A 13,644-nucleotide genomic window follows, 5' to 3' on the forward strand; every position below is an offset into this window, starting at 1 on the left:
TTTATCCGCTACAATTAGGGAGGTATGAAGTCCCGCACAACTTAAACTTAGGAGGAATCCAATATGTATATCGCCAATCCTGAACGCTATGACACGATGAAATATAACCGCACCGGACGCAGCGGCCTGCTGCTGCCGGCCATCTCCCTCGGGCTGTGGCATAATTTCGGAGGCAATGATGTCTTCGAGAACGGCCGCGCTATGGTCCGCCGGGCGTTTGACTTAGGAATCACCCACTTCGACCTCGCTAATAACTACGGTCCGCCCGCCGGCTCTGCCGAAGAGAGCTTCGGGCAGATGCTGAAGAAGGATCTTGCCCCTTACCGCGATGAATTGATCATCTCCAGCAAAGCAGGATACTATATGTGGCCCGGCCCTTACGGTGAATGGGGCTCCAAGAAGTATCTCGTCTCCAGTCTGGATCAGAGCCTGAAGCGGATGGGGCTGGATTATGTAGACATCTACTACCACCACCGTCCAGATCCGAATACACCGCTGGAAGAAACCATGTCTGCCCTCGACCTGCTGGTACGCCAGGGTAAGGCGCTGTACGTCGGCATCTCGAACTACAGACCGGAGGAAGCGCGTGAAGCCGCGCAGATTCTCCGCCGCCTAGGCACGCCGTGCTTGATCCATCAGCCGAACTATTCAATGATGTCGCGCTGGATTGAGGACGGCCTGCAGGATGTGCTGGAGGAAGAGGGCATCGGCACCATCGCCTTCTCCCCGCTGCAAAAGGGGATTCTGACCGACCGCTACCTGAACGGCATCGCAGCTGATTCCCGCGCAGCCGGTCCGAGTGTCTTCCTCTCGGAGAAGGAGCTCACGCCTGAGGTGCTTGCCAAGGTTGGCAAGCTGAACGAGATTGCGGCTGCACGCGGACAGAAGATGTCCCAGCTCGCCTTATCGTGGGTGCTGCGCGGCGGCAAGGTGACCTCTGCACTGATCGGGGCAAGCAAGATCAGCCAGATCGAGGATGCCGTAGCTTCACTGAATGCGCCTGAGCTAAGCGCGGAAGAGCTGGAGCAGATTGAGACAATTCTGCGCGGATAAGCCGGGGCGGATACTGCACCTGCCGAACCTACAGATCACAGATACCAGATCACAGATTATAGATTACAGATCCTAGATCACAGATATGACGGCAACCCTGCCCACCGCTCGCGGTGGTGCAGGGTTCTTTTTTTGTACAGATCTCCCTAACTAGTACATCATCAGAGCTAATCTTGTGAATATGACAATGATCAGATCTTATCACGCGAATGCTTCATTCCTGTAGCTAAACATCTGATGCTGTGCTAGCTAGAACAATAGCAATTGCATTTTGTACCATAGAATTCTCTAAAAACGGCTATCACCTAGGCTCTATTGTATTCTGTACAGTTGAATCTCGAGCAATGGCTATTTTTCACCTGAAATGCAACTTTCTGCTGTACGAAATACAGTAGAATCCCATTTCACAGCAAAATATGAGGTTTCCATTGCAGGAAATACAATCAGTTGGTTATTTGGTGCAATAGAACATTGGGTTGGCGGGAGAGCTTCAACTAATCAGTGCTTTATGGCGTGTAGTTCCAAGTAGACATTCAGGGATAGTTGCAGAATGTACACTTAAAAACAGCGTAAAAGAAGGCTTGCCTCTTATAGCTGTAATCTGTACAACTAAATCTGCCCAACGGGTGGAACTCGGGAAAGCGGGGATTTTAAGTGTACGAAATACAGCTAAACGTATACTGGGGAGCAAACCAGACGCTTTAGTTGTACAAAATACAATTAAGCCTATGAGTGGGTACGCTACTCGGGGCGCTGCAAAAAACGGTTTTCACTAATTTAAACCTGATGCTGTACCCGTTGAATCTTGAAGCAGTCCTGCCCGAGTGCTTACGGTGTGCCTGAATGCTATAATGAACTCATTCATAACCATCAATAACTATCACTGCGTAACGAAAGGACATCCGATGAAGACTAACCGATTGGGGCAATCCGATTTATATGTAAGTGCCATGGGGCTTGGCTGCATGTCGCTGGGGACAGAGGAAGCGCAGGCCACCGCCATTATCCACGAAGCGCTCGAACGCGGAATTAACTTTCTGGATACCGCCGACCTCTACGATGAGGGCCGCAATGAGGAGATTGTCGGTCAGGCCATCCGGCACCGCCGCGCCGATGTGATCCTGGCGACCAAGGTGGGCAACCGCAGAATTCCCGGCAAGGAAGGCTGGAGCTGGGATGCCTCCAAGGCCTATATCCGCTCCGCTGTGAAGGAGAGCCTGCGCAGGCTGCAGACCGATTATATTGACCTGTATCAGCTGCACGGAGGAACGCTGGAGGATGATATCGATGAGACGATTGAAGCCTTCGAGGAGCTGAAGCGGGAAGGGGTTATCCGGCATTACGGCATCTCCTCCATCCGGCCGAATGTGATCCGTGAATATGTGCAGCGCTCCGGCATCGTCAGCGTGATGAGCCAGTATAGCATTCTCGACAGACGCCCGGAGGAGAGCATTCTTCCGCTGCTGGGCCGCGCGGGCATCAGCCTGATTGCGCGGGGGCCGCTGGCTAGCGGCATTCTGACCGATCATGGCCGCAGCAAGGCACAGCGGGCATACCTGGACTATACGGAGGACGAGCTCACGGCCCTGCATGAGCAGCTGATGAGCCAGACCACCCTTACCCGGACGCTGACGCAGACCGCGCTTCAATATCCGCTGGCCGATCCGGCGGTAGCCGCCGTGATCCCGGGGGCCAGCAGCCTGGAGCAGCTGCGGCAGAATATGGCGGCTGCCCGCTCACAGCCGCTCTCTGCACTGGAGCTTGAAGCTGTACGAGATTCCAGCAAGGCAGGACGGTATACTCTGCACGTGTAGAGCGGCCTTACGGCTAACAGAAGAAGCTGTACGGAAACTGTAGGCATTACAGTCTCTGGACAGCTTCTTATTTTGCTTAGCTTCTTATTGTCTACCTATGAGCGCGCTTCCTTGCCTTAACTATCCACGTAATCAATGCAGCCACAAATACCACTGCAGTAATGAGCCAGGTTAGCAGGAACGCCATGCCCAGCCCGATATTGGCATCCAGCGCTTCCCTTCTGCTCTCCAGAATCAGCATCACGGCCAGCGGCGCTCCGCTGGCTATCAGGAGAACCGTCATGCTGTAGCGGGCGAAATTCGTCCGCTTCTGAATAGCCGCGTATAAACACAGATATGAAGCAATCAATAATACGAAGGATAATGCAGCTTCCCATTCCAGTCTAACCATCCTGTTATCACTCCTTCTCCATAGGAACCGGGGATTGCGTTATAGTATAGCGGCTGCGGCAGGCAGATGCAAACGACACTGCCGCGGAAGCAGCCTAGCCAAAAAACTGCGTAATATAGACCATCGCCAGCAGCCCGAAGATAAATGAATACGTCGAGGGCCGTTCAAAGCCGTGGCCATGGCTCTCCGGGATCAGCTCCTTATACACGATGAAGAGCATTGCCCCGGCTGCGAATGCCAGCCCGTATCCAACCACATTCTGTACATAGCTGGCTGTAAAATACCCGATCACAGCCGACACCATCTCCATCAGACCGGTCAACGCTGCTATCGTCAACGCCTTACGCCGGCTGGCGCGGGCATTCATGAGGAAGATCGCCAGAATCAGCCCTTCCGGCATATTCTGCGCGCCAATCGCAATCGCAACCATCGGGCCGAGGCTTGTCTGCTCGCTGGCATAGCTGAAGCCTGTGCTGAGCCCTTCGGGGATGTTATGAATGAACAGCGCAATCATGACGAGCAGCGCTTTGGAATCCAGATTGCTGAGGCCGGGCTTATTCTCCACATCGATATGCGGAATATGACTCTCGATCAGATCGAGCAGCAATACGCCGGTAATCAGCCCCAGTGTCAGTGCAGTAATACCCGATTCTCTGATTGCCTGCGGCATCAGCCCGAAGGTGCTTGCAGAGACCATGATCCCGGCTGTGAAGGCCACCAGCACATCCTTCCACAGCTCGGACAGCCGCCTTACGAACAGAATAGGAATAACGCCCAGCACCGTTGCCATGGCAGACAAAAAGCTGCCTAAAAGTGCACCCGCCAAATCTTCAACCCCTTTTGTGGACAGGACTATAGATTCAGCATATGCTCAAGGCAGCTATAAATAGACCCATAGCTTCAGAGTCTCACATACCGACCCAGCCCTCTGTCTTCAAGCTCTGCCTTGGGGACGAACTGAAGGGCGGCAGAATAGATATGATAATGCTGCTTCGCCGGCTCCGGGCCGTCAAAGGTTAAATACCCCAGATAAGCTCCGCTTAACCTGCTGCGCAGCACGGTCCGCACCTGTCCGCCGCTGTAATCGGCTTCCCGCCGGATCATCCCCTCTTCCACCGGACCCGTGAAGCTGGGCCAGCCTGTCCCGGAGTCGAATTTGTCTGCCGAGCTGAACAGCGGATCACCGCTGATCACATCCGTATAGAGGCCTTCCTCGAAGTGGTCCCAATACGCATTCTGGTAGGCAGGCTCCGCGCCTTTGTTCTGGGTGATCTCATATTGCAGCTCTGTAAGCTGCCCCCGCAGCCGCTTCTTATCCTCACGGCTGTTCCAGTGCAGCGCTGTGAAGTCGTCACGGCCCGAGCCCTTCTGATACAGCTTATAATCCAGCGGATGGGTCCGGTAATACTGCTGATGCTCCGCTTCCGCCGGATAGAACGGCGCAGCCGGCAGGATGGGCGTCACAATCGGCGCCTTGAAGCGCTTGCTGGCCTTCAGCCTCTCCTTCGACAGCTCCGCCAGCTTCCGCTGCTCTTCATTGTGAACGAAGATCGCCGGAGCGTAAGAATGCCCCCGGTCCATGAACTGCCCGCCGTCATCCGTCGGATCGATCAGCTGCCAATAGATCTCCAGCAGCCGTTCATACGGGAACAGCTCCGGATCATAGACAATCTGCACCGCCTCCCGGTGCCCGGTAGTTTCCGACCCTACCTCTTCATAAGTCGGATTCTCCGTGTGCCCGCCTGTATAACCTGACACTACCGAGACGATGCCCGGCAGCTCGTCGAACGGCTTGACCATACACCAGAAGCAGCCGCCGGCGAAGGTCGCCAGCTGCAGCGTATCATTCGAAGTCAAACAGACCGCCTCCCTGCATGCTTTTCCCCTATTATATCTGAATATCCCGCTTCTCCAAAACGGTCAGGGCGATGGTTAGAGCCAGCTGTTTCAGCTGGAGCTGGTGCTTTTTCATATTGAGAGAGATGAACGTGGCGGAGGACTAGTGTACGAGGGGGAATGATGCGCAGTGGGGCCTACTACTTCAGTTTCTTGCGCTCACGGCGGGGCTTGTGCCTATGGTTGCTGTCCCATAACTCTTTGTGCATCAAGCCTGCGAATACAAGCATTACCAGGGTCAGGACCAGCACATACTCCCGCAGGATATCGGATAAGCTGCCGGACAGGTTCAGCCCGAGAATAATGTTCAGCCTGCCCCAGAGCAGATTGAGACATAGCAGCGCTACCGCCCCGTAAGTTATCCACACACTGCGGAGATACAAATTATACGTACGCAAGGGGCCTCGTCCCATAAAATACCTGCTGTAACGGATAACATACGCGGTAAAAGCGATCAAGGCTATCATTTCCAGTGTAATCAGGATCAAGTCAATAATGTCCATGCAGATCATCTCCCCTTCTGCCTAAGCCGGTACGGTGCAGATCAATAAGCCTCTCTAGATCATTGGATTCATACGCCTCCTGAATTTGGCCCAGGGTCTCAATTTCCCGTTTGACCCGGCTGGGCTTCAGCTCGTGCTTGCGAAAGATATCGAGGAGCTTCACTTGTTGACGACCCCCTCATCATTAGGTTTTTTCTCCGCGGTTCCTCTCTCGATCAGCAGCTTCACGAGCGTACGGTTATATTCGCTAAGCTGCTTCTCATTCTCCTCATCCCGTTTCTGATAATTCTGAATCACTTTCTCTTTATTCGCAATTTGCTTAACACTCCAGATCAAGGCAGTAGATAACAGAACATTCAGCACGACCGAACCGTTGTTATCCACGAAAAGGCCAGTCAATGCACTGAAATCCATCTGTATCCCCCCATTTCCTAATGTAATCGGAACGGATTCGCGCCTTTACCCCTGTCCACATTTTTGGCGCAGTCCATTGCCGCCACTCTAACAGAATCACCCTCAAGCTAATCTACTCTAGCAATAGCCATTCTGATTGGGTTGTGCAGCAAAAAAAAACGGAGGACCCGGCGCCCCCGCAGCTTCATTAAAGTTCACATAAAGAAAACCAAACTGACAAAGAAAAACTCTAAGTCAGCTTGGTTTGTATTCGTTTGTATTCATTTAAATTTCAATTCAGCTCATTAAACCTTTCGAGCATCGTGGCAACCTCCGCTCGGGTAGCAAGACCCGAAGGATTGATAGTTAAATCCGTGTTGCCCTTCATAATGCCCTTGGACACAGCCCAAGCAACGGACTCTTTGGCATAGCCTGAAATTTGATTGGCATCTTTGAAGCTCAGGCTTGAATTTTTAGCTTGAAGGCCAACACCTTTAACCTTTGCGTATCTATGCAGCATAACAGCAATTTGCTCACGGGTGATGGCCTCATTGGGAGCGAATTTACCCTTATCATACCCGTTAACAATGTTCTTTTGATTGGCCCAAATCACCGGATTTGAATACCAGCGGCCACTTAGAACATCAGAGAATACACTCACAAATGTAACATCCGGTTTATTCTCCATACGATAGATTACAGTGGCCAGCATGGCACGGCTCATCTTCCCGGAGGGTGAGAATTCCGTTTCAGAGGTTCCCGTGAATAGTCCCTTGTTGTACACATACCTTACAGAAGAATAGAACCAATCGTCATGTGCTATATCTGTAAAAGGAGTTTTTCTCGCAAAGGTAACAACCACAAGGGTGTCACGGCTAACCTCTGGAATGGTGTAAATGTCATGGCCTATAAATTTCTCACCGTTGACAAAGATATATTCGGTTTCAAACCCTTCATCCGGAATCATTCGGATGGTGGCAGAGGTTGTTGCACGAATGGTTTGGACTTCAAAGCCCTCGGCAATTTTGCCATTTCCGCCTTTAACAGAAGCTTTAACGGAATAGTACAGATCAACTGCGGTGTTATTGACTGTGGTATTGCTGGCCGGAGCAGCCCAACGTTTCGGGCCGGCAATTTTGGAGTTTTCGAAATCGGAAACGCCCTTGCTAAGCTTTTCAATAGCCTCAGAGATTTCCGAAGCCAGCGCGTCCTTGTTATTAAAAACAGCCTCAGCTTCAGCAATCACAGCTCTCAATGTTTGCGCGGATTTGGTTGGGTACCAATGATCCGGGTAATAGATGTTTTTGGGATTATCTGCAATCGTCACTGAAGCAAGTAAAGCTTTTGCAGCAACAATGTTTTCATATAACAGAGATTTTGAGGCATCCTTTACTCCATCGCCCACAATGATTGGCACAGCTTCAACCGGTTCAATATACCGGTGTGTCGCATCTTTGTTGGTTAGAATGAAGCCGCTTGAAGAAAGGCTGAACGTGCCGCTGTTTTTAGCTTGAAATACAGCCGTTCCGATATTTTTCAGTATGGCATCCTCTGTTCCTTTCGCGGTCATATCCAGATAAACATAGTTGATGGCACCATCGGAAACTTTCATTGAAATGTCCTTTTCCATCTTCACACCGGTATTTTCCAGTACATAAGAATCAAACTGCAGCTTTCCCTGAAAGCCATATACCGGTGCCCTTCCGGCACCAGTATAGGAAAGGCTAAGCTTAACAAGTATTTTTTCTCCGACTTTAAATGATGATTTCAAGGAACCCGAGCTGTCCGTTACGGTGATGCCCACACGATAACTAAGGTCTGCTGCATCATTTGCGCCGTAGGCATAGGATGGTAGAACAGCCCCTAGAAGCATGATGCACAAAATAACTTTTAAGTATTTGATCATCTTTGAAGTGCCTCCATTAGGGTGAGCTGCGCATCTACAATGTCAACAACGCCGTCACCGTTGGTATCAGCTCTCATCCAATTTTCTACTGAACTAAAGCCGTTGTAAACATTGTCCAAAATAGCGTTCAATGTTGCCAAAACATCGACTTTATCAATCGCACCGCTACCATCGGTATCTCCTCGCAGAAGAACAGGAGATTTCACCGTTGGTTCAAAACCAAGCTTGGCTGTTAATTGCTCGCCTGTGACAAGCTCCTTTGAAGCACCAATATAGGCTTTCTTGAGATTGTCATATAACAGAGTTTGTTTGTTGCCGCCAATCACAACCGTTGCCTTGCCCATGTTCATTTCAGTGTATATGGCGTACAACGAGAACCCTTGTGTCTGACGAACCTCATAACGGTAACCATAATCTTTTACATGAATTTTGATTACGTCTGACAGTTCTTTATAGACCGTCTTCCCGTTCTGGCCTTCAAAAGCAGACAGTCTGTAACTAACCTTGATGGCCGTTTCGCCTGGAGCTAATGCTTCAATGGTCCCATTTTGTGAAAGTCTGATGATGTTCTGATTATACAGAACGTCCCACACAACGTCTTCTGCCTTTAGAACGGTGCCGTCCACTGTGCGGAGAGCTTTAACCGAAAGCGCCGTTGCCGCGCCTATGCCAAGCTCAATCGAATCAGGCTGATCCTCGGAGCCCTCCAGGTCAGAGATTAGCTTGATGCCTTCATACTCTGACAGAACACGATTCACAAGATACACTGGAACAACCGTTTCGTTACCGGCATCATCAACCGCTGTAAGCATCAGGGTTTGGTTCGGGTCCTCGCTTGAGGCCTTACGATTGACAACGAAGGTTCCGTCCGGACTGATAACAATTCCGTCTGAAGTGCCGTCTAACGTTAATGTTGCGGATGGATCTGTTAGACCACGGAAGCTGTAGCTTGAGTCTGCGCCAACAAAAACAACCTGATTGCTGACAGTGTTATCAACGTTTTCCTTATCAAGGCTGGTTTGAACATCTTCATCAAGGAGTAACGCAGGTGCTTTTGTATCAACAGTAAATCCAATAGCCCCTGATGAGCGGCTGCCTTGGAGGGTGTCACGGTTTTCAGCAACCGCTATGAAGTCAACCAGCTGCTGGCCGTCTTCAAGATTTTCTTCAAATGACCAGACCTTCTTAAATTCTTGAGGCGTGTTTTTATCTTCGGTGTTAAGATTTAAGGTCATTTTCACAGGTCTGTCGAAGGTGTACGTCGCCTTGAATTGGTTAGTGTTTAAGTAATAGAGATCCTGTGATCTGTCAATGTTTGTCTCAACGCTTACAAGCTGAGGCTTATCCGTTGAAGGCATAACAAAGCCTGGCGATGATGCAAATTCGGTTGAGCGGTAATATTCCGCCTGTGTAAGAGCAGACTCCACAATTCTAACCGCCTGCACTTTAACAAAATAAGTCTTGCCTTCCTGTAATAGAGGCCGGTTGGTTTGGCTTTCTAATGGTTTGAGAAGGATCTCACTGCCCACTTTAAATTGACCAAAGGAATTCTCGACCTCATCCCCATCCTCGTCTTGGATCGCCACAAGATAATGTGTTGCAGTGTCGTCACTTCCCGTTATGCTAACCTTCACATATCCGTCACCGCTGTAGACCGCAGACACAGATTTAGGGTTTTGAGGGAGCAATGGATTGGTAAAAGTGAAGGTTGAAGCAGTGATTTCCTTGCTCATTCCGCCTTGATGGTTAACAAGCATTGCAACCACGTGATATTTCCCTTCAGGAAAGGACTCAGGAAGCGTGAACACATGAGAACCTGATTCAATTTCATCTAACTCCAGGTTGCCAATACTAATTAATGATGAAGTATCTTGAATGTTAGAAGATTCGATGGCTTTCATGACGGACGGGTCCTTCGTGACATAGACATTAAGTGCACCCGAATATTGACCCTGCTTGTCCGTAGTCCAGGAAACGTTAAGTTCACGGCTTGTATTGGTGCTGGTAGCAGCACTAACTCCTGTCAGCTCGGGCATATAGTCAACACTGTTTACTGCAAAGTTGTCAATATAAACATCAGGTGTTGAAACTGAAACGGACCAGTTCCCCCCAACAATCAGAGAGGGGTCAGTGACTGAAATGTACAAATAATTCGTGCCGTCTAAAGATTGAACAAGATAGTTTCCGTTGCCCTTGTTATCATCCTCAACCATGGTTAATTTTTTTCCATTTGGATTGGTGACATTGATTTCTGAGGCAGAAGGCTTGATTAAACCGCGAAGCGGAATTTCAAAGAGAAGTGCATCCTTTGTTGCCGGGTTAATCTCTTTTGTAACCCCATTTCCGGCCCTTGTCTTAGCGACGGCCTCCGTACTCAGTCTTCTCATATTCGTTCCATAGATCATGGTGGTAGGCACAAGGTTGCCGCTCTCGTCCAGCGCTTCCGAGTGAACATAGTGAACGGCGTCTCCTCTTGAAGAGAGGTCGATGGACCCGCCAAAGCTTAGGTCACCGTTCCAATAATAGATAAAGCCCAGCTTCACCCCAATGACCTTAAAGTTTGCACCCACAAAGTCAGAGGAGACGGCTGCCTCAACGCCTGCGATCTCCTTGCCCCCGAGCAGCGGGATGGAGTCTGGAATGAACAGCCCTGCATACACATAACCATAAAAATAATCTTCCGTAATTTTAATCGTGATCCCGCCACGAATGGCTCCGGCATGAATACTGATGCTGCCGAAGGCATTAAGCTGAAACGGCGAGATCCATTGAACATTCATTCCCGCTTGAATATTAAGCAGCCTTCCCTCTTCATCTTTCTCCAAGTGGCCGCTGCCTTCTATGGCAAGACCGGATAGCTTCGCATCCAGCTTAAAGTCACCTACAATAATGGCATTAATTAATAGCCTTGTTTGAAGATGGATGGTAAGGGGTGGAAGTTCGCCTGCCGGTTCTCCGGCAACGGTGTCTGCAAGGTTTGAGATTCCTCCGCCAAGGCCTGTGATAAATACATAAGGTGCAACCACAGGAACCTTCATTGTGGATGGCGCCAAAAAGAAGGTGAGCTTGTCCAGCATCATTTTGGGCACGGAGTTAATAGGCACCTTTTTGAGGGCCAATGAACCTTCTACTTCCAGCATAGTAACTGAAACACCGGCATCAATGCTATAAATATCTTCAATGGTGTTAATGGTTATATCCGCCTTAACACCGGCTTCGTTTCCTACTAACGGGCCTAATATATCTTTGGGCAGAGCTACAGAGAGTGTTGTGTTAATGCCAACAAAACCAATCTCGCTGTCTTTACTTCCATAGAGAACATCTTGAACGTCCGCTGTGAGCGAGCCTTTATAATCATAATGCTCCTCACCCTTCGATGGATCAGCAGCTTTTAAAGGCATTGAAATTCTACCGCCAAAGCTAATTCCGAAATCATCATCGTCCCGGGTCATAACACCGTATTTAATATTGATCAAAAAACCTGCAATATTTTGCAGCATATGACCGGCATCTCCGAGCTGAAGTTCAAAGGCCTGAGCAGTCTTCCCGGCAACAGCCTCCCGGTTCAGCGTATATTTGGTTCCATTGCTGGCTTCAAAATGCCACTTATTATGCCAAATATTAATCGAGTTGATCACTTTGACGGTACCATCGCCTTCCAGCTTGGCCCCCTTGCTGTCAACGGTCATCTTAAGGGCTTCGGTGCTGTCATAGGTCAAGATGCTGTTGATGGTAATGTCGCCGTCGGCCGGGCTGGCAGAGTAATATTTTTCTGTTCCCGTATCCATAAGTCTGATTTTTCCGCGAAGGGTCAACAGAATTTCTGTTTCGTCTTCTTTAAAGGCAATTCCTTTGTGAAGAATGCCGTCTTTGCTCACGCCGCCAGCTATGAATTTCTTCATGACATCTTCGTTTGTAAAACTGATATAGTCATATAACTGTCTGTGGTTCGCAGCGTCTGTGAACCGGACTAGCGAAACAATACCGTAGCTTGCACTTCTATCCGCTAAATTACTGGTAACGTCCACTGTAGTTGCTGCTTTAATTTTGGTACCGAAGGCATCGATCAGCTGTTGATTTGTAAATCTGAATTCAATGTCATACTTCCCAACCGCCAACGTCTGATTCGTTGAGAACGCAAGCGTTTGGCCTTCATCAATAAAGCTTATTTTTCTTTTGTCAATCAGAGCAGCCTCACCGCTTGAGGATGCAACAAGGTACAGACTCCATCCGTCACTTCCCGAAAGGGCCTCCATCAAAACCTTCATATCGCCAGAAACGGTAAGGTTTTTGTCGCCTTCATAATAAACGGCCGCCGGGAAAACATGCTTCATTGAAACCTCCGGGAGCTTTCCTTCCACTGCAGGAATCAAAATGTTTGTGTTGGCACTGTAGTCAACCACTTTATGGGTCTTAGCATCAATAATTTCTGTGGCGTTTAGCGAAACGACCAGACGTTTTGACGTAATCATAGACTGAGTCTCAGCAATAATGTCAACATCCGGAATATCAAACACCGTTCCAATGTTAAGACCGCCCGAAATCATCACCGTGTATTCCCGTGTATTCGTGGCTGCAAACACAAGCCCCTCTTCGAGGCTAAGCTTCACAATGGGTTCTATAAGTTCTTTTGCTCCGGAGACACTATTGTCAATGACTACATTTGCTTTAAAAACACCATTGTTTTCATAAGCCTTTTTGTCGTTAGCTAAGTATACATTTCCGGTTTGAATCCCTATGGATACATGCTCCTTTTGGGTTTGTTCAGCAAAGCTGCCGATCCCATAGAGCATTTCAGAAATTCTGACTTGACCCGGCTCAATGGCTTTTTCGTTCCAATAATAAGCCGTTGCAGTGTCGGGAACTAAGTATTGGTTGGAATAATTAGTAAAGTCTACACTAGGGTTTGGTGTATACTCGTATCTGGTGTTTGCAAGATTAATCCAGTGTCCTACAATCACCTTATCAACATTCACATCCTTGTTGCCGCTCCAGCCGGACAAGAGGGCATAAGCCGTCTTGTTCGAGGCCGACAGGGAATCAACATATCTGATTTGCTGCGGAAGGTTGTCACCGCTATATTCGGTTTCAACGATTGTCGGCTGCGACGGGTCAACCAGCACATAAGGTGCGTCGATCTCTGAACCCAGCGCGTTGTCCAGAAGAAGCCGAATCCCCACCGTTCCGGCCGTGGCATTGTTATTTTTCACATCATATGAGATACCAATGTTACCCGTCCTTGAATTGTTAGGGTCGATTGAAATGGACACCTTTTGTGTGATGGTATAGCCCTTAATGTCCCATCCAATGGTTAACAGCCTGTTTTGCTCTGAAACGACAGGTTCATGAAGCTTGGTATCGATTCCGAACCAGCCGTATTCCTGACCGAAAATAAAATCCTTTCCGTCGATACGAACGGTTGTGAAGGATGTTCCGTTGCTCCTTGCCGCATCTTCCTTATACAGAAGCGGAAGATTGTTATCAAACGCTTTTTGCGGATGACCGTCAATGGTTTCGATGGAGAAGCCACCCGTTTTTGAATTAATTGAATATTTCATAAATTCGTTCGCAATGGAATAATCCGCATTACTGGCGTCAGCATGAACAGGGAAACTTGCAAAGGTGAAAAGCATGGATAGAATAATAGCTGCAGCTATGCTGCGTTTCATTGTTCTATAGAACGTCATT

Annotated in this window: 10 protein-coding genes; 2 read left to right on the plus strand and 8 right to left on the minus strand. The window is 49.0% G+C overall.

The features are described 5' to 3' along the window. Positions 1-63 precede the first annotated feature (63 nt). Positions 64-1,053, plus strand: a complete 990-nt coding sequence (locus MKY96_RS23355) for an aldo/keto reductase (RefSeq protein ID WP_340943700.1) — start codon at positions 64-66, stop codon at positions 1,051-1,053. 905 nt (positions 1,054-1,958) lie between these two features. Next, positions 1,959-2,867 carry an aldo/keto reductase gene (locus MKY96_RS23360; protein WP_340943701.1) on the plus strand — a complete coding sequence of 303 codons (909 nt, stop codon included), beginning with the start codon at positions 1,959-1,961 and terminating at the stop codon, positions 2,865-2,867. A 91-nt stretch (positions 2,868-2,958) separates the two neighbouring features. On the opposite strand, the gene MKY96_RS23365 is transcribed toward MKY96_RS23360, so the two are convergent. The 8 genes from MKY96_RS23365 to MKY96_RS23400 form a co-directional block, all read right to left on the minus strand. Further along, entirely contained in the window at positions 2,959-3,258 is a 300-nt protein-coding gene (locus MKY96_RS23365) for a hypothetical protein (RefSeq protein WP_036693755.1), read from the minus strand. A 94-nt stretch (positions 3,259-3,352) separates the two neighbouring features. After that, a complete protein-coding gene (locus MKY96_RS23370; RefSeq protein ID WP_340943704.1) occupies positions 3,353-4,084 on the minus strand; it encodes a ZIP family metal transporter in 732 nt (243 codons plus the stop codon). A gap of 74 nt (positions 4,085-4,158) precedes the next feature. Beyond that, positions 4,159-5,115, minus strand: a complete 957-nt coding sequence (msrA, locus tag MKY96_RS23375) for a peptide-methionine (S)-S-oxide reductase MsrA (RefSeq protein WP_340943705.1) — start codon at positions 5,113-5,115, stop codon at positions 4,159-4,161. A 179-nt stretch (positions 5,116-5,294) separates the two neighbouring features. Further along, positions 5,295-5,657: a hypothetical protein gene (locus tag MKY96_RS23380; protein WP_340943706.1), complete on the minus strand. Its 363-nt coding sequence runs from the start codon at positions 5,655-5,657 to the stop codon at positions 5,295-5,297. Further along, positions 5,644-5,820 carry a hypothetical protein gene (locus MKY96_RS23385; protein ID WP_155991288.1) on the minus strand — a complete coding sequence of 59 codons (177 nt, stop codon included), beginning with the start codon at positions 5,818-5,820 and terminating at the stop codon, positions 5,644-5,646. The genes MKY96_RS23380 and MKY96_RS23385 overlap by 14 nt, the downstream gene beginning before the upstream one ends. After that, on the minus strand, positions 5,817-6,071 hold the full coding sequence (locus tag MKY96_RS23390; RefSeq protein WP_340943708.1) for a hypothetical protein: 255 nt from the start codon (positions 6,069-6,071) through the stop codon (positions 5,817-5,819). Before MKY96_RS23390 ends, MKY96_RS23385 begins: the two co-directional genes overlap by 4 nt. A 271-nt stretch (positions 6,072-6,342) precedes the next feature. Then, the gene (locus MKY96_RS23395) at positions 6,343-7,956 is read right to left on the minus strand and encodes an S-layer homology domain-containing protein (RefSeq protein WP_340943709.1); all 1,614 of its coding nucleotides are present in this window, start codon (positions 7,954-7,956) and stop codon (positions 6,343-6,345) included. Beyond that, positions 7,953-13,643, minus strand: coding sequence for a dockerin type I domain-containing protein (locus MKY96_RS23400; RefSeq protein WP_340943711.1), 5,691 nt, complete (start codon positions 13,641-13,643; stop codon positions 7,953-7,955). Before MKY96_RS23400 ends, MKY96_RS23395 begins: the two co-directional genes overlap by 4 nt. Position 13,644: the final 1 nt, after the last annotated feature.

Origin of the sequence: Paenibacillus sp. FSL R7-0302 (genome assembly GCF_038006885.1) — a bacterium.
Lineage (GTDB): Bacteria > Bacillota > Bacilli > Paenibacillales > Paenibacillaceae > Paenibacillus_AQ.

Bases quoted from the DNA above. Each gene is read 5' to 3' on its own strand.
- MKY96_RS23355 (WP_340943700.1), top strand. From the start codon at position 64: ATGTATATCGCCAATCCTGAACGCTATGACACGATGAAATATAACCGC.
- MKY96_RS23360 (WP_340943701.1), top strand. From the start codon at position 1,959: ATGAAGACTAACCGATTGGGGCAATCCGATTTATATGTAAGTGCCATG.
- MKY96_RS23365 (WP_036693755.1), bottom strand. From the start codon at position 3,258: ATGGTTAGACTGGAATGGGAAGCTGCATTATCCTTCGTATTATTGATT.
- MKY96_RS23380 (WP_340943706.1), bottom strand. From the start codon at position 5,657: ATGGACATTATTGACTTGATCCTGATTACACTGGAAATGATAGCCTTG.
- MKY96_RS23390 (WP_340943708.1), bottom strand. From the start codon at position 6,071: ATGGATTTCAGTGCATTGACTGGCCTTTTCGTGGATAACAACGGTTCG.
- MKY96_RS23395 (WP_340943709.1), bottom strand. From the start codon at position 7,956: ATGATCAAATACTTAAAAGTTATTTTGTGCATCATGCTTCTAGGGGCT.
- MKY96_RS23400 (WP_340943711.1), bottom strand. From the start codon at position 13,643: ATGACGTTCTATAGAACAATGAAACGCAGCATAGCTGCAGCTATTATT.